Genomic DNA, 21,052 nt, shown 5'->3' on the forward strand with positions numbered 1-21,052 from the left:
TCCATCGCGCGACCATCCCGCCCCCAGCAGGTAGAATGGGGGCATGCCTGTTACGCCGACTTCCCTTGCCGATCACCTGCTCGTCGCGCTGCCCTCGCTGCTCGACGCGACCTTCGCCCGCAGCGTCGCGCTGATCTGCCAGCACGACGAGAACGGTGCGATGGGCGTGCTGGTCAACCAGCCTTCCGAGTACACGCTGGGCGAAGTGCTGGCACAGATGGACATCACCACCGTTGATGGCGACCTGCAGGCGCGCATGGTGCTTAACGGCGGCCCGGTGCATCCCGAACGTGGCTTCGTCATCCATGACGATGCGCGGGCATGGGATTCCAGCCTGATCGTGGGTGAAGGCCTGTACCTGACCACCTCGCGCGACATCCTCGAAGCGATGGCACGTGGCGAAGGCCCGGCCAATGCTGTGGTCACCCTCGGCTGTGCCGGTTGGGGCGCAGGGCAGCTGGAAAGCGAACTGTCCGAGAACAGCTGGCTGACCGTACCGGCCGACGCCGAGCTGGTGTTCCAGCTGCCGCTGGAGCAGCGCTGGCAGGGCGCGGCCTCGCGCATCGGCGTGGACCTGTTCCGCCTGACCGACTACAGCGGCCATGTCTGAGCCGGCGGCGCCCGCACCGGTTTCTTCTGCTCCGGCCATCCGCCGTGACGGCACCGTTCTGGGTTTCGATGTCGGCTCGCGGCGTATCGGCGTAGCCATCGGCAGTGCCTTCGCTGCGCATGCGCGCGCGGTGGCCGTGGTCGATGTGCACGGCAACGGCCCGGACTGGACCGCGATCGAACGCCTGATCAAGGAATGGAAGCCCGATGGCCTTGTAGTGGGCGATCCGCTCACGCTGGACGGCCAGGACCAGCCCAACCGCAAGCGGGCGCGGGGCTTTGCCCGCCAGCTGCGGGAACGTTTCAAGCTGCCGGTGGTGATGATCGACGAGCGTTCCAGCTCGGTCGAGGCCGCACGCCGCTTCGCTGTCGAGCGCGCCGAAGGGCGCAAGCGCCGCCGTGATGCGGCCGCCCTCGATGCGGTGGCCGCGGCGGTGATCATCGACCGCTGGCTGTCGTCGCCGGACGACGCCACTCCCATTCCCTGACTGCCCGACACCGCCATGACCGCCCAGCAAATCGATGCCTCCGGACGCCTGCGCCACCTGTTGACCCTGGAGGGCCTGCCGCGCGAGACCCTGCTGCAGCTGCTTGACCGTGCAGGTCAGATCCGCGATGCCGCAGTCGGCCGCGTCGGCAACAAGCGCCAGGTGCTGGCCGGTTCGGCGGTATGCACGCTGTTTTTCGAGCCGTCCACGCGCACCCGCAGTTCGTTCCAGCTGGCGGCGCAGCGACTGGGCGCCGATGTGCTCAACTTCGATGCCTCGACCTCGTCCACGCGCAAGGGCGAAACCGCCTGCGACACGCTGCGCAACCTGGAAGCGATGGGCGTGCGCGGCTTCGTGGTGCGCCACCCGGATGACGGCGCCGTGGCCGCACTGGCCGAAGCGGCGGGCGAGGGCACTGCACTGATCAACGCCGGTGACGGGCGCAGCGCGCACCCGACCCAGGGCCTGCTCGACATGCTGACCCTGCGCCAGGCCAAGGGCCCGGATTTCTCGAAGATGAAGGTGGTGATCGTCGGCGACGTGAAGCATTCGCGCGTGGCCCGCACCGACCTGCATGCGCTGCGTACGCTGGGCGTGGGCGAGATCCGCGTGTGCGGCCCGCAGTCGCTGCTGCCGGATGACGAGACCCTGAAGGGCTGCGTGGTCGGTGATGATTTCGACGCGATGCTGGAAGGCGTCGACGCGCTGATGATGCTGCGCCTGCAGCGCGAGCGCATGGAAGAAGGCCTGGTGCCGTCGCTGGAGCAATACCACGCGCAGTACGGCCTGACCAACGAACGCCTGGCCCGCGCCGGTAAGGACGCAGCGGTGCTGCACCCGGGCCCGATCAACCGCGGCGTGGAAGTCACCGACGAGGTGGCCGACGGCCCGCAGTCGTGGGTGCTGCGCCAGGTCGCCAACGGCGTCGCCGTGCGCATGGCGGTGCTGGAAACCCTGCTGGGCTGACCCCCGCTCTGGTAGGTGTCAACCTTGGTTGGTACTGCTGGTGTGGTGGGTGCCAACCTTGGTTGGCATTGGCCTACCCGGGCGAAGGTGATTTCCCGATGTTCAAGGAACATGCGCCCGCCCATGCTCTTCTGCATGAACAGCACCCGCCTCCTGCTAGGCCGTCATTCCCGTATCGGCCAGAGCTACATCCTCACCACGAACGTGGATGGCCGGGCGGCTCTGTTCGCCAATGACGCCGTTGCGGTTACCGCCATGCAGGAGTTCCAGCGTCTGGATCTGGAAGGTCTGACCCATTCGATCGCCTACGTTGTCATGCCGGATCACGTCCACTGGTTGATGCAGCTGCGCGCGGCATCGCTCGACGTTGTCATGAGGCGCTTCAAGTCGCGTACGGCCGTGCACGCAAACAGGGTACTGGGCAGGGTGGGGCGCTTCTGGCAGTCCTGCTATCACGATCACGCGATCCGCTCTGATGAATCGCTGTTCCGGCATGCAATGTATTTGATGGCGAATCCGATCAGGGCGGGGCTGGCAACGCAGCTTGGCGAGTACCCGCATGCGTGGTGTGGGTGGGAACTCGAAGGTTCCTGTGCCAAGGCGGAGTTTATGGGGGCGGACAGATAGTGCCAACCAAGGTTGGCACCCACCGAAAGCAGGTTCCAACCTTAGTGGGTACCTACCAAAACCAGGCTCCAACCAAGGTTGGCAGCTACCATGAGTTGGGGTTCAGCGCTTCTGCGCGAACAACCATGCCCACATCGTGGGATCCGCATACGTGGCGTCCCAGGCGTTGTGGTTGCCTTCGGGGTATTCGGTGTAGCGCACATCGCGTGCGTTGGCGCTTTGGAATGCGACGTGCAGCCTGCGGTCGTCGTCCGGTGGCACCACGTCGTCCAGCGCGCCGTGGAAGATCCAGATCGGCGTGTGCTGCAAGCGCTGCGCGATCACGGCATACGGATCGGTTTCCTGCGCGACCTGCTCGACGAACAGGGTCGGCCGCTTCGCACGCGGTGCCAGCACGGCACCGCACACCGGCACGATCGCAGCAAAACGGCGTGGGTCGTCCAGGGCGATGTTCCAGCTGCCGTAGCCGCCCATCGACATGCCGGTCAGGTATTGCCGTGCCGGGTCGGCGCCGAATTCGGCGATCGCTGCATCGAGTGCCGCCAGCGCGACACGGTTGTTGTGGCTGCTCCATTCCTCGTGTCCTGGCACCTGCGGGAACACCACCAGCGCAGGGAAGTCGGGGTGCTCGCGCAGATAGGGGCCCAGTCCCGAGTAGGTCTGTTTGACACCATCGCTGCCGCGTTCGCCGGAGCCGTGCAGGAACAGGATGACCGGAAGGTTGGTGGGAGCGGCGGCCTGCACGCCGGCCGGAATGAACACCTGGTAGTAGGCGGTCTCGCCATCCACCTTCACCGCGCGGGCTTCGAAGCGCCCGCGCGCGCTGTCTGGAAGCGATGTGCAAGCGGTCATCGTCAGAATGGCCAGCAGTGGCAGCCAGCGCGACAGCGAACGGACCATGGGCTTTCCCGTAGCGGCAGGATCGTCTGCATCGTAGTCCGCCGCGATCAGCCTGGCATCGTGCGCTGCGTCACTCCGGGCGCGGGAAGCTGGCGATGATGTCCAGCTGCTCCTGTGCTTCGGTATTGCCTTCGGCGGCGGCTGCCTGCACCTGCGCCATGTCCGGATGCAGCACCACCAGCAGCGGGTTCTCGCAGACCGGGCAGTCGTACTCGGTGGCGTCTTCGTCCAACTCCATCACCATGGCGCGCGAGCTGCCCTTCCATTCGCAGGCCGTGCAGGTGTACTGCTGGTCGCGCCAGCCGGGCTGGAAGTAATTTTCGATCGTCGTTGCCATGGGTGTTCCAGTGGGGATCGGGTCAGCGCCCCGCGCGGCGGGGATCCGACCCTTGATACGGTCAGTGCAGCAGCACCAGGGTGGCCAGGCCGAGGAAGGTGAAGAAGCCCATCGAGTCGGTCACGGCGGTCAGGAAGATGCCGCTGGCCAGCGCCGGGTCGAAGCCGAAGCGTTTCAGCGTCAGTGGCACCAGCACGCCGGCCAACGCGGCGAACAGCAGGTTGCAGGTCAGCGCGATGGCGATCACCGCCGACAGGCCAGGCGAATGGAACCAGGCGAGTACGATCAGGCCCAGTATCGAGCCGAGCACCACGCCGTTGAGCAGGGCCACCCGTACTTCCTTCCACAACAGCGTGCGTGCGTTGGAACTGCCGACCTGGCCCAACGCCAGGCCACGCACCATCAGCGCCAGTACCTGGGTGCCGGCGTTGCCGCCGAGGCCGGCAACGATCGGCATCAGTACCGCCAGCGCCACCAGCTTGTCGATGGTGCCTTCGAAATGGCCGACCACGCTGGAGGCGAGGAAGGCGGTGCACAGGTTCACCGACAGCCACATCAGGCGTCGGCGCATCGCGCGCCAGACCGGGCTGAACAGATCCTCGTCCTCGTCCAGGCCGGCGGCGCCCAGCGCCTGGTGCTCGGCCTGGCCACGGATGATGTCGACCACGTCATCGATGGTGATGCGGCCGATCAGGATGTTGTTGTCATCCACCACCGGCGCGGAGATCCAGTCATGGTCGGAGAACTGCCGCGCCACTTCCTGGTCGCTCTCGCCGACATCGATCGCCGGTTGCTCATCGTCGATCAGGCGGTTGATCGGCGTGGTGTCCTCATGGGTCACCAGCGAGGCCAGTGAAACCCGGCCCAGGTACTGGTGGCGACGGCTGACCACGAACAGGTGATCGGTGTGGTCGGGCAGTTCGCCGCGCAGGCGCAGGTAGCGCAGCACCACGTCGACGTTGACGTCGGCGCGCACGGTCACCACGTCCGGGTTCATCAGGCGGCCGGCGCTGTCCTCGGGGTAGGACAGCACCTGCTCCAGGCGCTCGCGGTTCTCGCGGTCCATCGACTTGAGGACTTCGTCGATGACCGTGTCCGGCAGATCCTCGACCAGATCGGCCAGATCGTCGATGTCCAGGTCTTCGACCGCGGCGATGATCTCGTCCGGGTCCATGTCGGCGAGCAGGCTTTCGCGCACGTCGTCGCCGACGTGGACCAGCACCTCGCCGTCATCTTCCGGATCGACCAGGCCCCAGACGATCTCGCGTTTGCCGGGCGGCAGCGATTCGAGCAGGTTGCCGATCTCGGCCGGCGCCAGGGTATTGACCAGGCGGCGCACCGGGCCCAGTCGGCCGCTGTCCAGCGCATCGGACAGCATCCGCAACTGGCGCGCAGTCTTGTCGTGGCGTACAGCCTCAGCCATCGCAGCTCCCGCGGGATAAGAAAAGCCGCGATCCCGGCAAGGATGCGGCAACAGGGGTGTTCAGCGCGTCATTATCGCAAGGGGATGTTTCACCGGATACCCCGGCGGCGACGAGACGGGGTCAGATCCCTTTTCCCGCGGAAATGGGATCTGACCCCAAGCGTGCATGCCCGGCGAGCGGGTGGTATCAGGCCGTATCCGCCACCAGCGCCAGCCAGCGCTCGATGGCACGGCGGTCGCGGGCGGCAAGCAGCTTGGGAGCTCGTGCGCGCAGTGCGCCCAGGTCGGCGTCGCGGATCGCGCGGCGTACTTCCAGCAGGGTGCCGGGGTGCAGGCTGAATTCGGTCAGGCCCAGCGCCAGCAGCAGTGGGGTCATCCGTGCATCGCCGGCGATCTCGCCACACACCGCCACCGGGATGCGATGGCGCACGCCGGTCTCGATCACCATCTGCAGCAGCCGCAGCACCGCCGGATGCAGCGGCGAGTACAGTTCGCCCAACGCTTCGTTGTTGCGATCGGCCGCCAGCAGGTACTGCACCAGGTCGTTGGTGCCGATCGACAGGAAGTCGGCCAGATCGATGAAGCTCTCCAGCGCCAGCGCAGCGGCCGGTACCTCGATCATTGCCCCCAACGGCACATGGTCGGACACCATGTGGCCTTCGCCGCGCAGCTGTTCGGTCAGCTTGAGCATGCGCCGGCGCACCGCCAGCAGTTCCTCGCGGGTACTGACCATCGGCACCAGCACGCGCAGCTTGCCGTAGGCCGAGGCGCGCAGGATCGCGCGCAGCTGGGTATCGGCCACCTTCGGCCGCGCCAACGACAGGCGCACGCCGCGCAGGCCCAGTGCCGGGTTTTCCTCGTTGCTCAGGGTCAGGCCGGTGCGATCGGCCTTGTCCGCACCGAGGTCGAGGGTGCGGATGGTCACCGGTCGCCCGCTCATGCCCAGTGCGGCATCACGGTAGGTCTGGAACTGTTCTTCTTCGTCCGGCAGCTCGTTGCGCTGCAGGAACAGGAATTCGGTGCGGTACAGGCCCAGCCCGTGTGCGCCCAGCGCATGCGCCTGGGTCACGTCCTCCAGCGATTCGGCATTTGCCAGCAGAGCAATGTCGACCTGGTCGCGGGTGCGGCTGGGCTTGCTGCGCAGGCGGCCAAGTTCGCGCTGCTCGCGTGCGTGCTCTTTCAGCCGTGCACGGTAATCGCGCAGGTTGTCGGCCTGCGGGTTGGCGGTGATGCTGCCGTCGGCGCCGTCGATGATCAGCACGTCGCCATCGGCGATGCGGCTGAGCAGCTGCGGCACGTTGACGATCAAGGGCAGGTGCAGGCTGCGCGCCAGGATCGCACTGTGCGACAGCGCGCTGCCGGCGGCGGTGACGATGCCGACCACGCCCTGCGCCTGCAACTGGGCAAGCTCGGAGGGCGCGATGTTGTCGCAGACCAGGATTTCACCGGCCAGGCCTTTCATCGCTGGCGGCCGCTCGGGCTGCAGGAAGGCGTGGATGCGGCCGATCACATGGTCGAGGTCGTCCATGCGGCTCTTCAGATAGGCATCGTCCATGCCATCGAAGACCTTGGCCAGGCGGTCACGCTGCAGGCGCAGCGCATAGCCGGCGCTGTAGGGGCCGCTGCGGATCAGCTCGTCCAGCCCGAACAGCAGCTCGGGGTCGTCCAGCAGCAGTGCATGCAGGTCGAGGAACTCACCCACTTCCTGGTTCAGTGCACCCTGCAGGCGCTGTCGCAGCTCGTGCATTTCCGTGCGTGCGGCATCCACGGCACGGTGCAGGCGGGCCAGTTCGGCCTCGACCTGGTGGACGGCGACCCGTTGCTCGGCAACCTCCAGTGCATGCGGCAGGCGCACCCGGGCGCGGCCCATCGCGGTGCCACGGGCCGCACCATGGCCGGCCAGCAGCTGTACCGGCCGTTGGCCGGAACTGACCTGACCGGCGCGTGCGCGTGGCACGCTCAGTTGTCCTCGTCGAAGCGGCGCTCGAACAGGCCTACCACCGCCTCCATCGCGGCGGCTTCGTCCTCGCCGTTGATCCGCACGGTGACTGGGGTGCCCTGGCCGGCGGCCAGCAGCATCACGCCCATGATGCTCTTGGCGTTGATCTCACGGCCCTTGGCGGCCATGGTCACGTTGCAGCGGAACGGCGCCAGGGTCTGCACCAGCTTGGCGGTGGCCCGGGCATGCAGGCCCAGGCGGTTGCTGACGGTGAGTTCTCGTTCAAGCATCGTCGACTATCGCTCCATTACGGGTACCCGCCGCGGCTGTGGCGGGCAGTTGATCCAGTCCCTGTTCCGGATAATTCATCACCCGCAGCAACATCGGCAGGCTCAGCGCCGACACCCGGCGAACCGGGGTCCCCAGCCGGGCCAGCTGCCCGGCAAGGTTGGCGGGGCTGGCACCGTACAGGTCGGTCAGGATCAGCACGCCATTTCCCCCATCGACCCGCCGCAGGGCGGCCGAGGCGAGCGGAAGCAGGGCGTCCAGGTCTGCGTCGAACGGTACTTCGAAAGCTTCTGTTTTCAGCGGCAACTGCCGCAGGAGCCGGGTCGCCACGTCAAGCAGGGCGGTCCCGACCCCGGGATGTGTTACGAGGAGAATGCCACAGGTCATTACTGCACGTTAACAGGTCAAGGTGAATTGGCGATAGCAGCAGGAGAGGGGCACAGTGTCCCGTATTCAGTGTTGCTCGGGTCAGAGCCCTTTTCCGTTGAAAAGGGATCCGACTCCATCCGTTTTTTCGATGCCTGACAGAGATTCATCCACGCATGGCGTGGATCTACCGTGTCGACCAAGGTCGACACCCACCAACAGCACCCGGAATCTGTCAGAGGCGGGGCGGGGCGGGGCGGGTCCGGTTGCGGGGGTGTCCGCGGCATGGATGCCGCGGCCAAGCCCCCATGGATGGGTTTACGGCGTCCCCCGCAACCGGACCCACCCCGCCATCCCACGTAATCCGGCTCTTGCCGTTGACGTTGCCGTGGCTTCTGCGGGTGCCGGGCGCAGCCCGGCCGACCCCCCTCAATCCTGTTCGCGGTGGTAGGTCGCCACGTCTTCCCAGCCCATCTCGCGGGCATGCCGGGCCATGCGCTCGGCCAGGAACACCGAGCGGTGCTTGCCGCCGGTGCAGCCAAACGCCACGGTCACGTAGCTGCGCGTGCCATCCCCCAGCTTCGGCAGCCAGGTATCGAGGAAGTCCATCAGCTGGGCCAGGTAGCGCTGCACGTCCGGTTGCGCTTCCAGGTAATCACGTACGCCCGGTTCGCGGCCACTCAGTGCGCGCAGGTCCGGATCCCAGTGCGGATTGGGCAGCACGCGCGCGTCGAACACGAAGTCCGCCTCGGCCGGCACGCCGCGCTTGTAGGCGAACGATTCGAACAGCAGCGACAGGCGCGTGGCGTGGTCCAGTGCGAACTCGGTGATGATCCGCCGCCGCAATTGGTGCACGTTGAGCGCGCTGGTGTCGATCACCGCATCGGCTTCGCGGCGCAACGGCGCGGTCAGCTCGCGCTCGCGGGCAATCGCTTCGGGCAGGGACAGGCCCAACTGGCTCAACGGGTGGCGACGGCGGGTGTCGGCATAGCGCTTGAGCACCGCTTCGTCGCTGGCTTCGAAGAACAGCACCTTCACTTCCACGCCGGCATCGGTGGCCAGCTGCCGCCAGTTGTCCAGCTGGCTCAGGTCGGACTGGCCGCGCACGTCGATGCCCACCGCCAGGCGGCGCGGAGCACTGCCGTCATGGTTGGCCAGCAGGCTGCGCACGAAATCGGGCAGCAGGTTGATCGGCAGATTGTCCGAGCAGTAGTAGTCCTGGTCCTCGAAGGTCTTCAGGGCGACGGATTTACCCGAGCCGGACAGGCCGCTGACGATGATCAGGGTCGGGGCGGAGGGGATTGCGGTGCTCATGGACAGGCTCTTCGAGGGACGGGGGAATCAGGGTGTTCGCCGTTCCAGCAGGTTGCTGTGGCGGGCGATGAACATGGCCGCCGGGTCGATCCCCTTGGTGCGAAGGATGTGCAGGCGGGTGGCCGCCTCGGTCAGCACGGCCAGGTTGCGGCCGGGCATCACCGGCAGGGTGATCAGCGGAACATCCAGGTCCAGCACATGGCGGGTGCCCGAATCGCCGGTCAGGCGCTCGTAGCCATGTGGGGTGGGTTCGGTCATCGGCTTGGTCAGGTGGACGATCAGCCGAAGGTACTTGTTCTTCTTTACAGCCGTGTCGCCGAACATCTCGCGCACGTTCAGCACGCCCAGCCCGCGCACTTCCAGCAGGTCCTGCAGCAGTTCCGGGCAGGTGCCATCGAGCACGTCGGGGGCGATCTGAGTGAACTCGGGGGCGTCGTCGGCCACCAGGCGGTGACCGCGGCTGAGCAGTTCCAGGGCCAGCTCGCTCTTGCCTGATCCCGCTTCACCGGTGATCAGCACGCCGATGGAGTAGATCTCCATGAACACGCCATGCAGGATCACCCGCGGCGCCAGCGTCCGGGCCAGGTGGTAGGACAGATGGTTGAGCAGTTCGTGGCCGCGCTTGGGTGACAACCACAGCGGCGTGCCGGATTCATCGGCGGCCGCGCGCAGGTCTTCCGGGCACGGCTGGTTGCGGGTCAGCACCAGCGCCAGCGGATGCGACTGCATGATCTTTTCGATGGTTTCCCAGCGCTGGCGTGGTTCCAGCGCGTCCAGCCAGGACAGTTCCTCGGTACCGAGGATCTGCACCTTGTTGGGATAGATCGCATTGAGGTATCCGGCCAGCGAAGGGCGACGCGACACCGTGTTGCCAGCCTCCAGCTCACGCTTCTCGCCGGACTTGCCTGCGGCCCAGCGCAACCCCAACCGCTCGCGCTGCTGTTCGAACAGTTCACGGGCGGTGATGCTGGTATTCATGCGGCGCTCGCAGGTGGGGTCAGCTCCAGGGCCTGGCGCAGGGCCCGCGCATCGCCGGCCGCGCGCAGGGCATCGCGGATGGCGGGCGTCGAGAACAGCTCGGCCAGCTCGGACAGCAGCATCAGGTGCTGGTGGGTGTAGTGGGAAGGGACGGCCATCGCGAACACCAGGTCCACCGGCTCATCGCCACCGAAGTCGACCGGGGTGGCCAGCCGCAGCAGCGCGCCACGGGGGCGGTCCAGGGTCGGCGCGCGGCCGTGGGGGATGGCGATACCGTGGCCGATCGCAGTGCTGCCCAGCGCTTCGCGCTGGCACAGGTTCAGGTAGATCTGTTCAGCGTTGGCCTGGCGGCAGGCCAGCAACCCGGCGGCGGCCTTCAGGACGCTGTCGCGGTCGGTGGCCGTGCAGAGCTGGGTCTGCACGGCCGCCAGGAGGTCAGTCAGGGGCATGTCTGCGGGGAACGGTGGCGATCAGCCACCATTGTCGCCCACCGGCAGTGGCGCGTGCTGCTGTTTTTTCTCCTTGTGCTTGATCACCAGACGGTCAAGCTTGTCCGCAAGCAGGTCGATCGCGGCATACATGGTCTGGGCATTGGCCTCAGCGTGCAGGGTCTGGCCGGGAATGTTGAGGCTGGCGTCGACGTGGTGTTCGGTCTTCTGCAGCTTGAGGGTCACCCGCGCTTCGCAGTGCTGGTCGAAGTGTTTGCCGATCCGGGCCAGCTTCTCCTCTACATAGGACTGCAGGGCCGGGGTGACTTCGACATCTTTGCCAAACGTTTCGATGCGCATCGGGTTTCTCCTGTGTTCGGATGTGCCAATGAACCTCTCCGCCGGGCGCGGCGGCGCGTCAAGCGATTCTGACCCTTTCGTGCGAGGCGGAGATGTTCATGGCTTCACGATACTTCGCCACGGTGCGCCGCGCTACTGGAATTCCCGACGATTTGAGCAGGTCAGCCAGCTTGGCGTCAGAAAGCGGCTTGCGTGGATTCTCTTCGTCGATCAGGCGCCGGATCATCGCTTGGATGGCCGTGCTGGATGCCTCGCCGCCGCCTTCGGTATCGATGCCCGAGGCGAAGAAGGCGCGCAGGGGCAGGGTGCCGCGTGGCGTACGCACGTGCTTGCGGGCAATCGCGCGCGACACCGTCGATTCGTGCAGGCCGAGCTCGGCGGCGATCTCGCGCAGGGTCAGCGGCCGCAGCGCCTGTTCGCCGAATTCAAGGAAGCCAGCCTGTTGCAGGATCAGGCTGCGTACCACCCGCAGCAGGGTTTCGCCGCGCTGCTGCAGGCCCTTCAGCAGCCAGCGCGCTTCCTGCAGCTGTGCACGCAGGTAGCCGGCATCGGCCTCGCCACAGCGGCGGATCAGCTGTTCGTAGCCGCGGTGGATCACCACCTTTGGCCCGGCATGCGCGGCCAGTGCAGCGCGCCACACGCCGTTCTGCCGCCACACCACGACATCGGGTACCACGTAGGTGTCCTGCGACAGGGGGGCGATCTGCGTGCCCGGCCGTGGATCCAGCGAACGCAGCAGGGTCACTGCAGTCTCGACCTCGGCCAGCGGCAGTTTCAACTCGTGGGCCAGCCCGGCCACGCCGCTGCGCGGCAACCGTTCCAGCGGGCCCGCGGCAATCTGTCGCGCCAATGCCAGGCCCGGTGTGGTGTCGTCCAGCACCTCCAGCTGCAGCTGCAGGCATTCGCCGAGGGTGCGCGCGGCCGCGCCGACCGGATCGAAACGCTGGATCCGGTGCAGCACGGCAAGAATCTCGTCCTGGTCGGCATGGATGGCCGGCAGCAGGGTTTCGGCGATGCCTGCCAGCGGTTCGCGCAGGTAGCCATCGTCGTCCAGTGCATCGATCAGTGCGGCACCGATGCTGCGATCACGTGCGGACAGGTGCGACAGGTGCAGCTGCCACAGTAGATGATCGGCCAGGGTTTCGGTTTCGGCCACGCGTTCGGCGGCGCTGCCGGTATCGTCGTCATCGTCGAAGCTGCCGCCGCTGCCGGTCGCGCTCCAGTCCAGTTCGGCCGGCGCCCAGTCGTCGCCGTTGTCGGCACGTTCGGCCGCTGCATCGCCGTCGGGGTTGTCACTGGTTTCGTTGGCGGCGCTGCTGCTGTCACTGCTGTCGGCCCAGTCCAGCAGTGGATTGCTTTCCACTGCCTGCGCGATTTCCAGTTCCAGCTCGGTGCTGGACATCTGCAGCAGCTTGATCGCCTGTTGCAGCTGGGGCGTGAGCACCAGCTGCTGTCCCAACGATGTCTGCAGCCGAGTCTTCATGCCTGTGCCGAAAGGAAGGAGAGGGACCCGGCGCTTGCCGTCACAGCTTGAAGGAATCCCCAAGGTAGACGCGACGCACGTCGGCGTTGTCCAGAATCGCTTCCGGCGAGCCCTGGGCGAGCACGCTGCCCTCGGCGAGGATATACGCGCGGTCGCAGATTCCCAAGGTCTCGCGCACGTTGTGGTCGGTGATCAGCACGCCGATGCCACGCTGCTTGAGGTGGGTGACGATGCGCTGGATCTCCCCGACCGAGATCGGGTCCACGCCGGCAAAGGGCTCATCGAGCAGGATCAGGCGCGGTTGTGCCGCCAGTGCACGGGCGATCTCGCAACGGCGGCGCTCGCCGCCGGACAGGCTGGCACCGAGCTGGTCGGCCACGTGGCCCAGCTGCAGTTCGTCGAGCAGGCTGTTCAATTCGCGCTCGCGGCCCTTCGAATCAAGGTCCTCGCGCAGTTCCAGCACCAGGCGGATGTTGTCGGCCACGCTCAGCTTGCGGAACACCGACGGTTCCTGCGGCAGGTAGCCCACGCCCTGCTTGGCGCGGGTGTACATCGGGTCGCCGGTGATGTCCTTGCCGTCAAGCACGATGCTGCCGGCATCGGCGGCGACCAGGCCGACGATCATGTAGAAGCAGGTGGTCTTGCCGGCGCCGTTCGGGCCGAGCAGGCCGACCACTTCACCGGCGTCGAGGGTCAACCCGAAATCCTTGACGACTTCGCGTTGCTTGTAGCGCTTGCGCAGGCCCTTGGCGACGAGCATTACTTCTTGCTCCCGGCCGGTGCCGCCGGCGTGCTGGCCTTGGGCTGTGCCGCCGGCGCCGCCGGCGTCTTGTTCTTCGGTGGAATGACGGTGCGCACGCGGCTGCCGTCGCCGCCGGAATTCATTTCACCGCTGCGGGTGTTGTAGACCATGCGCTGGCCGGCATTGGTGCCGCGCGCGCTGGTGACCTTGTAGTTGCCGGTCAGGGTGATGATCTCGGTCTTGATGTCGTAGTCGATGCGGTCGGCCAGGGCGTCCATCCAGGTGCCATCGTCGAGCTGCTGCTTCATCTTGGCCTGCTTGCCGGTGAATACCACGCGCACCGCTTCACCGTCCTTGAGGTAGATCTCGGCCTCGGACGAGCGCAGGTCCAGCGTGCCCTGGGTGATGACCACGCCCTGCGACAGCACGGTCTTGCCGTCGCCGGTGAGCATGCCCGACTGCGCGCCGGAATCGATGTGCATGTCTTCGTTGCGATCGGTGGACTTGGCGAAGGCGGCGCTGGGGACAAGAAGACCAAGCGCGAGTACGGCTGCAAAGGGAATCTTCATCGGGGTCCGTTCTACCGGTGGGGGCCTCCCGGGTGGACCGGGGGCGTGCAGGTGGGGCTGCCGGCCCTGCGCCTGTCCGGAGACGTCGCAGGCTGGCGGCGGAATCAGTGCTTGGGCGTGTAGCGGCCCTTGGACTGGCTGAGGAAATGATACGTGTTGTTCTTCGAATCCACCTCGAAGCCCACGCCGGACTGTTCCATGCCGGGGCGGGTCATGGTCACCAGAGCGTCGGTACGGGCGCGGTTCTCCTTGGGGAACACGTCCAGGTGATCGGTGCGGAAGGTGGTCGGCACCGTGCCCGGTGCGGCCGGGCTGTCGCCGGCCACGTTGCCGCGCAGCTTCATCTCGTCGCCCTTGGCGCTGAGCCAGCCGGTCTCGGCGCGCAGGGTCCAGTGCTTGCCATCCTTGTCCGGCATCTCGAACAGCGGGGTGGCGATATTGATGGTCTGGTCGCCGCGCTGGCGCTCCAGCAGCGGCGCACGCAGGGTGGTGGACTCCTTGCCGTGCTCATCCAGGGCGACGATCTGGAAGTCGTGCAGGATGTAGTCCACGCCGACTTCCTTGCCGTCATTGGCCGGTCCCTTGTCCCGGTTGCGCAGCGCCGCCCAGCTGCTGAGCAGGGCCGCCAGCAGCAGGCCGATACCGAGGAGGGTGCGCCAGTTGAGCGAAGGAGCATTCATGCGCCGAACCTCGCCAGCACCGCATCGACATGGCCCTGAGCGGCCAGCAGGACGTCGCACAGTTCGCGTGCAGCGCCACGGCCACCGTCGGCGCGGGTCTGCCAGTGCACGCGCTCGGCGATCCACGGGTGCGCGTTGGCCGGCGCCACCGCCAGCCCGACTGCGCCCAGCGGTGCCAGGTCGGGCAGGTCATCGCCCATGAACGCCACCTGTTCCAGGCCGATGCCGTGCTGGGCACACAGGGCCTGCACGCTGGCCAGTTTGTCGCCCACGGCGATCTGGGTATCGATGCCGAGGTCGGCGCCGCGCCTGAGCGCGGACTGGCTGTTGCGCGCGGTGATCAGCACGGGGTGGATGCCGTGCTGCTGAAGCAGTTTCAGGCCCAGGCCGTCCTGCACGAAGTACGCCTTGCTCTCGTTGCCGTCCTTGTCGTAGTACAGCTGACCGTCGGTGAGGGTGCCGTCCACGTCGAAGCAGGCCAGGCGGATACGGGCCGCAGCGGCATGCAGGTGGGCAGGGAAGGCGGGCAGGGGGGACCAGGGCATCAGGGCGACAGGCTCGGTGGGGGCGGGTGCGGCGTTACAGACTGAATGGGGTCTACGGACTGTCGGTTAAACCACCCGGGCCCGCAACAGGTCATGAATGTTCAGGGCACCGACCGCCCGGCCCTGGCCATCGACCACGATCAGGCCGGTGATCTTGTGGGTCTCCATCAGGCGCGCGGCCTCGACTGCCAGCTGGTCGGCACCGATGGTGCGCGGGTTGCGGGTCATCACATCGGCGATCTTCGCCGTGCGCACATCCAGTGCACTGTCCAGCGCACGGCGCAGGTCACCATCGGTGAACAGGCCGATCAGCACGCCGTCCGCGTCGACCACGGCGGTCATGCCGAGCCGTTTGCGGCTCATCTCCATCAGGGCTTCGCTGAGGCTGGCGTCGGCGCCGACGCTGGGCAGGTCTTCGCCGGTGTGCATGACGTCGGTGATGTGCAGCAGCAGGCGGCGGCCGAGGCTGCCGGCCGGGTGCGAGCGGGCGAAGTCATCGGCGGTGAAGCCGCGCGCGTCGAGCAGGGCCACAGCCAGCGCATCACCCATCGCCAGCGAGGCGGTGGTGCTGGAGGTCGGGGCCAGCGCCAGCGGGCAGGCCTCGGCCGGCACGCTGACGTCCAGATGGATGTCAGCGGCGGTGCCCAGGCTGGACTGCGGGCGCCCGGTCATGGAAATCAGCACGTTGCCCTGGCGCTTGAGCACCGGCAGCAGCATCAGCACCTCGTCCGACTCACCCGAATAGGACAGCGCCAGCACTACGTCGTCCTCGGTGATCATGCCGAGGTCGCCATGACCGGCCTCGCCAGGGTGCACGTAGAAGGCCGGGGTCCCGGTGGAGGCCAGGGTGGCGGCGATCTTGCGGGCGATATGCCCGGACTTGCCCATGCCGGTGGCGACCACTCGGCCGCGGCTGCCCAGGATCGCCTGGCAGGCCTGCTGGAAGGCCTCGCCGAGGCGGTCGGCCACGGCATCCAGCGCCTGCCGCTCGATCTCGAACACGCGGCGGCCACTGGCGACCAGGCCGGCAGGGTCGACGGAACGGGGGGGCAACAGGGATTCGGCCATGCGGACGCCACGCAGCGGAAGTAGAATGGACGTACATTTTATTAGGAAAGCCCGTTGGACGCCGACACCATCCGCAATCTGATCGAAACCGGCCTGCCCGGCGCCCGCGCCGACGTGCAGGGCGACGATGGCGTGCATTTCGAAGCGACCGTGGTCTGTGACGCCTTCGCCGGCAAGATGCCGCTGGCACGCCACCGCATGGTGTATGCCACTCTGGGCGACCTGATGGGCGGCGCGATCCACGCGCTGGCACTGAAAACCGTGACCCCGGCCGAAGCCGGCTGAACCGCAGAAGATCCCGAATACATGGCCAAGATCGTTGTGACCGGCGGCGCTGCGCTGCACGGTGAAGTGAGCATCTCCGGCGCCAAGAACGCCGTCCTCCCCATTCTCTGCGCGACCCTGCTGGCCGACGAGCCGGTGGAGATCACCAACGTGCCGCACCTGCACGACGTGGTCACCACCGTGAAGCTGCTGGGCGAACTGGGCGCGAAAGTGACCATCGACCAGGGCACCCTGTCGCGCGGCAGCGCGATCGTGGTCGACCCGCGTTCGGTCAACCAGCACGTGGCACCGTATGAGCTGGTCAAGACCATGCGCGCCTCGATCCTGGTGCTGGGCCCGCTGCTGGCCCGCTTCGGCGCGGCGGAAGTATCGCTGCCGGGCGGCTGCGCGATCGGTTCGCGTCCGGTCGACCAGCACATCAAGGGCCTGCAGGCCCTGGGTGCCGAGATCGTGGTCGAGAACGGCTTCATCAAGGCCACCGCCAAGCGCCTGAAGGGTGGGCACTTCACCTTCGACATGGTCAGCGTCACCGGCACCGAGAACGTGCTGATGGGCGCGGTGCTGGCTGAAGGCACCACCATCCTCGACAACTGCGCGATGGAACCGGAAGTGACCGATCTGGCGCACTGCCTGATCGCGCTGGGCGCGAAGATCGAAGGCCTGGGCACCGCCCGCCTGGTCATCGAAGGCGTCGAGCGCCTGTCCGGTGGCCGCCACGAAGTGCTGCCCGACCGCATCGAGACCGGCACCTTCCTGGTGGCCGCGGCGATGACCGGTGGCAAAGTCACGGTCAACCGTGCGCGCCCGAACACCATGGACGCAGTGCTGTCCAAGCTTGTCGAGGCGGGCGCGAAGATCGAGACCACCGAAGACACCATCACCCTGGACATGCAGGGCAAGCGACCGAAGGCGGTCAACCTCACCACCGCGCCGTACCCTGCGTTCCCGACCGACATGCAGGCGCAGTTCATGGCGCTCAACTGCGTGGCCGACGGCGTCGGCGTGATCAACGAAACGATCTTCGAGAACCGTTTCATGCACGTCAACGAACTGCTGCGGCTGGGCGCGGACATCCAGGTCGAAGGGCATACCGCCATCGTGCGTGGCAACGAACACCTGAGCGGCGCGCCGGTGATGGCCACCGACCTGCGTGCGTCGGCCTCGCTGATCCTGGCCGGGCTGATGGCCAGCGGCGAGACCACCATCGACCGCATCTACCACCTTGATCGTGGCTACGAGAACATCGAAGAGAAGCTGTCTTCGCTCGGTGCCACCATCCGGCGCGTGCCATGATCCTGCGCGGCAGGTTCAGCCCGCGTCGCAAGGCGCTGCTGGTGCTGGTGCTGATCGTGCTGGCGTGGCTGGGCTATGCCTGGTACGCCAACCTGGCCATCACCCAGGGCATCGAGCAGAAAGATATGGACTGGAACGGCGACGGCACGGTCTCGCGTGACGAGATCATCCAGTCGTTCTATGCGGTGTCGGTCAATGACAACCAGGACGGCAGCCGCCATTGCCGGACCTTCGTCTGGCGCAGCACCGGCGAGCAGATCCGGGTGGATTGCCGGACCGAGTTCAAGCCGGCCGAGGAACAGAAGCCGGCTGAAGCGAAGAAATAAGAAAACGCCCGCGAAAGCGGGCGTTTCTTTTCGGTAGTGCCGGCCGCTGGCTGGCAACCCCATGAACCTCGCGGAGCATCGCGAAAATGCCGGCCAGCGGCCGGCACTACCGGATTGCTGGTCAGTTCATCGCCCTGATGGTCAGGTCCAGCGCATCGCGGCCGCTTTCACGCTGCAGCATGCGCGCCGGCACCGGGAACTCGGGCACGATCCAGGCGATCAGTTCCTTGTTGCCGTCGGCACGCGAGACCTTGGTGGCTTCATAGCTCTTGCCGCCCACGGTGATCGACTCCTTGCCGATCACGCGGTAGGTCATGTTCTTGATGCGGCCTTCGTCGACCATGCGATAGGTCAGCGGCTTGCCAGCAGCCAGGTCACGGGCGATCGCCAGGTTGATCAGCAACGCGTCCATGTCACCGGCCTTCAATGCGATCGGTCCGGCGCGGTCCGGCTTGATGTCGCCGGTCCAGGTGGCCTGGTTGCTGCTCCAGTTGTAGTTGGCCTGCACGTTGCGCTTCTTCACCAGCAGCGCAGAACGGTCCTGGCTGCTGAGCGGGCGCAGCTGGCCACGCACTTCCTCGAACACCGTGCTCTGGCTGAGATCGGCCAGCTGGTTCTTCACCTGCAGGCTGTAGCGCCACTTGTTGGCACCTTCGCTGGCCAGGGTCATGGTGCCGTTGGCCTGCATGCCCATGTAGCTGGCCAGGTAATCGGCCTTGAACGGTTCCAGCGCCATGGCCGGCAGGCTGGCCACGGTAAGTGCGGCCGCTGCGATCCAGGTGAGGGGGCGGGTCAGGGTGTTCATGCTCAGACTCCTTGGTATTCGATCAGGCGCAGATCGACGCGATCTTCGCCGTCTTCGCGTTGCAGGATGCGCACCGGGGTGGGGACACCGTTGGCGATCCAGAGAATGGTTTCGTTGTTGCCGCCGTTGGTCCGGTAGACCCGCAGCGCGTTGTAGGACAGGTCGCCGACCTCGACGTTCTCGGTCTGCGCTGCGGCCTGGTAGTCGTGCTGGCGGACCTTGCCCATGTCCACGTAGCGGTAGTGCATGGCGGCACCCGGGCGGGCATCGCGCATGATCGCCAGATTGATCAGCAGCGCACTCTGGTCACCGGCCTGCAGCGGGATCGGTTGCGCGCGTTCCTTCTTCACGTCACCGGTCCACTGTGCGGTGCCGGCCTGCCAGTTGTAGGTGCCCACGGCCTTCTTGCCGAGGAACAGGCCCTTGCGCACGGTGCTCTGGCTGAGCGGTGCATAGATGCCACCGCGCTCCTCGAACACCGTGCTTTGTTCGATGTTCAGGCCGAGCACGCTGGCGAAGCCGCGGCGACCGACCACCTGCATGTCCACCCGCCACTGGCTGCCGCCGGTATGGGTGACCTGCATGCTGGCATCGCCGGCCTCCTTGCCCTTGTAGAAGGCCTGGTAAGTGGCGCTGAACGGCTGCAGCGGCGGCGGCTCCCAGGCCAGCTCCGCCGGCATCGGTACGGCCGGTTCGGCGGGCGGCTGCACCACGGGCACTGGTGCTGGCGTAGCGGCAGGCGCCTGCGCCTGGCTCCAGCCCACGGCGGGAAGCACGGCAAGCGACAACAGCAGTGAAGTGGACAACAGGGTCGTGGTCTTCATGGAGGACAGGGACCGCAGGAGGAGGCAGGATGCCAGCCCCGCAGTCAGCGGGGCGTGTGCAAAGGGTTTACCGGTTCAGGTTACCGGCGGAATCTAGGGCCAATGGACTAAACAGGGGGTGACCGTCGAGCCAGGGTTGTCCCTCCCGTTCAGCCAGGCGGCCGCCGCACAGCAGCTGCAGCGTGGCGATCAGCAGCGGATGCTCCACCGCCAGCACGCGCGCGGCCAGGCTGTCCGCGTCATCGCCCGGCTGCACCGGGACACGCACCTGGGCCAGCACGGCGCCGGCGTCCAGCTCTGGCACCACCAGGTGCACGCTGGCACCGTGCTCGGCATCGCCGGCCTGCAGGGCCCGTGCATGCGTGTCCAGGCCCTTGTGCAGCGGCAGCAGCGACGGGTGGATGTTGACCAGGCGGCCATCGAAGCGCTGCACGAAGCCAGCGCCGAGAATGCGCATGTAGCCGGCACAGATGATCCAGTCCGGTGCGACCGCGGCCAGCGCATCACTCAGTGCCTGCTCGTAGGCGTCGCGGTCGCTGAATTCCTTTGGTGCATGCGCCCAGCGCAGTGCCGGTGCCACGCGTTGCAGCGCCTCCGCGGTGGGGCGATCGGAGAACACGCCGACCACTTCAGCCGGCAGGCGCCCGCTGCCGATGGCATCGAGGATGGCCTGCAGGTTGCTGCCGCGGCCAGAGGCGAGCACGGCGATACGGGTAGGGGTGGTCATTGCAGCGAACTCCGGCGGATCAGCGGCCAGGTCAGCAGGCTGCCCACAGTGGCCATCAGCATGTCGGCATGCGCGTCCCACATGTCGCCCTGCTGGCCGTTGTAGGCCTCGGCGGCATCCGGCGACAGGGCCAGCGCGATGGCCCACTCGAACCACTCGTAGACCAGGCTGGCACACATCACCGTCATCACCGCCAGGGTGAAGGCCTGGCCCACCCGCAGCGCCGGCCAGGCGTGGCGGGCCAGCTGCAGCAGGGCGGGGGTGAAGCAGACGCCGAACAGGAAGTGGATGAGGCGGTCGAAGTGATTGCGCTGCCAGCCGAACGCCGCGTTGGGCGACCAGCCGAACAACGCCTGCGACCACGCGTCATAGGGTACGTTGGAATACAGCCAGCGCGCTGCCACGCAGTGCAGGGCGATGAAGCCGCAGATCGCGATAAAGGCGCCATTGCCCAGCCAACCGCCACGACGGTCGACCCACAGCAGTGCGGCCAGGCCGATCACGGTCAGCGTGCTGTGCAGGGCTTGCTCGATCGGCCACAGTGGATGGATCCAGCTGATCGCGAACACCGCCAGTACGGCGGCGAAGGCCAGCTTCTTGGGGCCGGAGAAACGGTAGGCGCTTGCAGCGGCGGTGGTAGCGATGGCAGGCGAGGACATGTCGGGTCGATCGAAGGGGGATG

27 protein-coding genes are annotated in these 21,052 nt (G+C 66.9%); 7 read left to right on the forward strand and 20 right to left on the reverse strand.

What is annotated here, in order from left to right; all coding sequences use genetic code 11:
- Nucleotides 1-43: 43 nt before the first annotated feature.
- The 4 genes from ACZK2G_RS05330 (at nucleotide 44) to ACZK2G_RS05345 (ending at nucleotide 2,690) form a co-directional block, all read left to right on the forward strand.
- Nucleotides 44-610, forward strand: coding sequence for a YqgE/AlgH family protein (locus tag ACZK2G_RS05330; RefSeq protein WP_046983640.1), 567 nt, complete (start codon nucleotides 44-46; stop codon nucleotides 608-610).
- Nucleotides 603-1,097, forward strand: a complete 495-nt coding sequence (ruvX, locus tag ACZK2G_RS05335; protein ID WP_478474865.1) for a Holliday junction resolvase RuvX — start codon at nucleotides 603-605, stop codon at nucleotides 1,095-1,097. Before ACZK2G_RS05330 ends, ruvX begins: the two co-directional genes overlap by 8 nt.
- Before the next feature lie 15 nt (nucleotides 1,098-1,112).
- On the forward strand, nucleotides 1,113-2,063 hold the full coding sequence (locus tag ACZK2G_RS05340) for an aspartate carbamoyltransferase catalytic subunit (RefSeq protein ID WP_478474866.1): 951 nt from the start codon (nucleotides 1,113-1,115) through the stop codon (nucleotides 2,061-2,063).
- A gap of 135 nt (nucleotides 2,064-2,198) precedes the next feature.
- Nucleotides 2,199-2,690, forward strand: coding sequence for an REP-associated tyrosine transposase (locus ACZK2G_RS05345; protein ID WP_136638890.1), 492 nt, complete (start codon nucleotides 2,199-2,201; stop codon nucleotides 2,688-2,690).
- A gap of 102 nt (nucleotides 2,691-2,792) precedes the next feature.
- Here the strand turns inward: ACZK2G_RS05345 and ACZK2G_RS05350 are convergent, their stop codons facing one another.
- From ACZK2G_RS05350 to ACZK2G_RS05425, 16 genes are all read right to left on the reverse strand, one after another.
- The gene (locus tag ACZK2G_RS05350) at nucleotides 2,793-3,590 is read right to left on the reverse strand and encodes a carboxylesterase family protein (RefSeq protein WP_046983643.1); all 798 of its coding nucleotides are present in this window, start codon (nucleotides 3,588-3,590) and stop codon (nucleotides 2,793-2,795) included.
- A gap of 70 nt (nucleotides 3,591-3,660) precedes the next feature.
- Nucleotides 3,661-3,927 (reverse strand): hypothetical protein, encoded by a 267-nt coding sequence (locus ACZK2G_RS05355; RefSeq protein WP_046983644.1) that lies wholly within the window; start codon nucleotides 3,925-3,927, stop codon nucleotides 3,661-3,663.
- Nucleotides 3,928-3,988: 61 nt separating this feature from the next.
- Complete coding sequence (mgtE, locus tag ACZK2G_RS05360; RefSeq protein WP_046983645.1) at nucleotides 3,989-5,350, reverse strand: magnesium transporter; 1,362 nt, start codon at nucleotides 5,348-5,350, stop codon at nucleotides 3,989-3,991.
- 187 nt (nucleotides 5,351-5,537) lie between these two features.
- A complete protein-coding gene (gene ptsP, locus ACZK2G_RS05365) occupies nucleotides 5,538-7,307 on the reverse strand; it encodes a phosphoenolpyruvate--protein phosphotransferase (RefSeq protein ID WP_478474869.1) in 1,770 nt (589 codons plus the stop codon).
- 2 nt (nucleotides 7,308-7,309) lie between these two features.
- Nucleotides 7,310-7,579 carry an HPr family phosphocarrier protein gene (locus ACZK2G_RS05370; RefSeq protein WP_046983647.1) on the reverse strand — a complete coding sequence of 90 codons (270 nt, stop codon included), beginning with the start codon at nucleotides 7,577-7,579 and terminating at the stop codon, nucleotides 7,310-7,312.
- Nucleotides 7,572-7,964 carry a PTS sugar transporter subunit IIA gene (locus tag ACZK2G_RS05375; RefSeq protein WP_012510282.1) on the reverse strand — a complete coding sequence of 131 codons (393 nt, stop codon included), beginning with the start codon at nucleotides 7,962-7,964 and terminating at the stop codon, nucleotides 7,572-7,574. Before ACZK2G_RS05375 ends, ACZK2G_RS05370 begins: the two co-directional genes overlap by 8 nt.
- A 408-nt stretch (nucleotides 7,965-8,372) precedes the next feature.
- Nucleotides 8,373-9,257, reverse strand: a complete 885-nt coding sequence (gene rapZ, locus ACZK2G_RS05380) for an RNase adapter RapZ (RefSeq protein ID WP_136638887.1) — start codon at nucleotides 9,255-9,257, stop codon at nucleotides 8,373-8,375.
- A 27-nt stretch (nucleotides 9,258-9,284) separates the two neighbouring features.
- Entirely contained in the window at nucleotides 9,285-10,235 is a 951-nt protein-coding gene (gene hprK, locus ACZK2G_RS05385; RefSeq protein ID WP_004147299.1) for an HPr(Ser) kinase/phosphatase, read from the reverse strand.
- The gene (locus tag ACZK2G_RS05390) at nucleotides 10,232-10,684 is read right to left on the reverse strand and encodes a PTS sugar transporter subunit IIA (protein WP_136638886.1); all 453 of its coding nucleotides are present in this window, start codon (nucleotides 10,682-10,684) and stop codon (nucleotides 10,232-10,234) included. Before ACZK2G_RS05390 ends, hprK begins: the two co-directional genes overlap by 4 nt.
- A gap of 21 nt (nucleotides 10,685-10,705) precedes the next feature.
- A complete protein-coding gene (hpf, locus tag ACZK2G_RS05395) occupies nucleotides 10,706-11,023 on the reverse strand; it encodes a ribosome hibernation-promoting factor, HPF/YfiA family (RefSeq protein ID WP_004147311.1) in 318 nt (105 codons plus the stop codon).
- Nucleotides 11,024-11,081: 58 nt separating this feature from the next.
- Nucleotides 11,082-12,506 (reverse strand): RNA polymerase factor sigma-54, encoded by a 1,425-nt coding sequence (locus ACZK2G_RS05400; protein WP_478474870.1) that lies wholly within the window; start codon nucleotides 12,504-12,506, stop codon nucleotides 11,082-11,084.
- Nucleotides 12,507-12,546: 40 nt separating this feature from the next.
- Nucleotides 12,547-13,266, reverse strand: a complete 720-nt coding sequence (gene lptB, locus ACZK2G_RS05405; RefSeq protein WP_004147318.1) for an LPS export ABC transporter ATP-binding protein — start codon at nucleotides 13,264-13,266, stop codon at nucleotides 12,547-12,549.
- Entirely contained in the window at nucleotides 13,266-13,817 is a 552-nt protein-coding gene (gene lptA, locus ACZK2G_RS05410; RefSeq protein ID WP_004147320.1) for a lipopolysaccharide transport periplasmic protein LptA, read from the reverse strand. The genes lptB and lptA overlap by 1 nt, the downstream gene beginning before the upstream one ends.
- Before the next feature lie 104 nt (nucleotides 13,818-13,921).
- Nucleotides 13,922-14,497 carry an LPS export ABC transporter periplasmic protein LptC gene (gene lptC / locus ACZK2G_RS05415; protein ID WP_004147322.1) on the reverse strand — a complete coding sequence of 192 codons (576 nt, stop codon included), beginning with the start codon at nucleotides 14,495-14,497 and terminating at the stop codon, nucleotides 13,922-13,924.
- Nucleotides 14,494-15,042, reverse strand: a complete 549-nt coding sequence (locus ACZK2G_RS05420) for a KdsC family phosphatase (RefSeq protein ID WP_136640035.1) — start codon at nucleotides 15,040-15,042, stop codon at nucleotides 14,494-14,496. The genes lptC and ACZK2G_RS05420 overlap by 4 nt, the downstream gene beginning before the upstream one ends.
- Nucleotides 15,043-15,108: 66 nt before the next feature.
- Nucleotides 15,109-16,110 carry a KpsF/GutQ family sugar-phosphate isomerase gene (locus tag ACZK2G_RS05425; protein WP_136640036.1) on the reverse strand — a complete coding sequence of 334 codons (1,002 nt, stop codon included), beginning with the start codon at nucleotides 16,108-16,110 and terminating at the stop codon, nucleotides 15,109-15,111.
- Nucleotides 16,111-16,164: 54 nt separating this feature from the next.
- Between ACZK2G_RS05425 and ACZK2G_RS05430 the strand changes: the two genes are divergently transcribed.
- From ACZK2G_RS05430 to ACZK2G_RS05440, 3 genes are read left to right on the forward strand one after another with little or no spacing between them, the layout of a single operon-like run.
- Nucleotides 16,165-16,395, forward strand: coding sequence for a BolA family protein (locus ACZK2G_RS05430; protein ID WP_012510288.1), 231 nt, complete (start codon nucleotides 16,165-16,167; stop codon nucleotides 16,393-16,395).
- A gap of 21 nt (nucleotides 16,396-16,416) precedes the next feature.
- Nucleotides 16,417-17,688: a UDP-N-acetylglucosamine 1-carboxyvinyltransferase gene (gene murA / locus ACZK2G_RS05435; protein WP_253079798.1), complete on the forward strand. Its 1,272-nt coding sequence runs from the start codon at nucleotides 16,417-16,419 to the stop codon at nucleotides 17,686-17,688.
- On the forward strand, nucleotides 17,685-18,014 hold the full coding sequence (locus tag ACZK2G_RS05440; RefSeq protein ID WP_046982513.1) for a hypothetical protein: 330 nt from the start codon (nucleotides 17,685-17,687) through the stop codon (nucleotides 18,012-18,014). Before murA ends, ACZK2G_RS05440 begins: the two co-directional genes overlap by 4 nt.
- Before the next feature lie 121 nt (nucleotides 18,015-18,135).
- Here the strand turns inward: ACZK2G_RS05440 and ACZK2G_RS05445 are convergent, their stop codons facing one another.
- From ACZK2G_RS05445 to ACZK2G_RS05460, 4 genes are all read right to left on the reverse strand, one after another.
- The gene (locus ACZK2G_RS05445; protein ID WP_046982514.1) at nucleotides 18,136-18,819 is read right to left on the reverse strand and encodes a DUF3108 domain-containing protein; all 684 of its coding nucleotides are present in this window, start codon (nucleotides 18,817-18,819) and stop codon (nucleotides 18,136-18,138) included.
- A gap of 2 nt (nucleotides 18,820-18,821) precedes the next feature.
- Nucleotides 18,822-19,643, reverse strand: a complete 822-nt coding sequence (locus ACZK2G_RS05450; protein ID WP_253079417.1) for a DUF3108 domain-containing protein — start codon at nucleotides 19,641-19,643, stop codon at nucleotides 18,822-18,824.
- A 67-nt stretch (nucleotides 19,644-19,710) separates the two neighbouring features.
- Nucleotides 19,711-20,370: a phosphoribosylglycinamide formyltransferase gene (gene purN / locus ACZK2G_RS05455; RefSeq protein WP_136640039.1), complete on the reverse strand. Its 660-nt coding sequence runs from the start codon at nucleotides 20,368-20,370 to the stop codon at nucleotides 19,711-19,713.
- Nucleotides 20,367-21,029, reverse strand: coding sequence for a DUF2238 domain-containing protein (locus tag ACZK2G_RS05460; protein WP_136640040.1), 663 nt, complete (start codon nucleotides 21,027-21,029; stop codon nucleotides 20,367-20,369). Before ACZK2G_RS05460 ends, purN begins: the two co-directional genes overlap by 4 nt.
- Nucleotides 21,030-21,052 lie beyond the last annotated feature (23 nt).

Source organism: Stenotrophomonas sp. 107298_Sma (genome assembly GCF_056480345.1).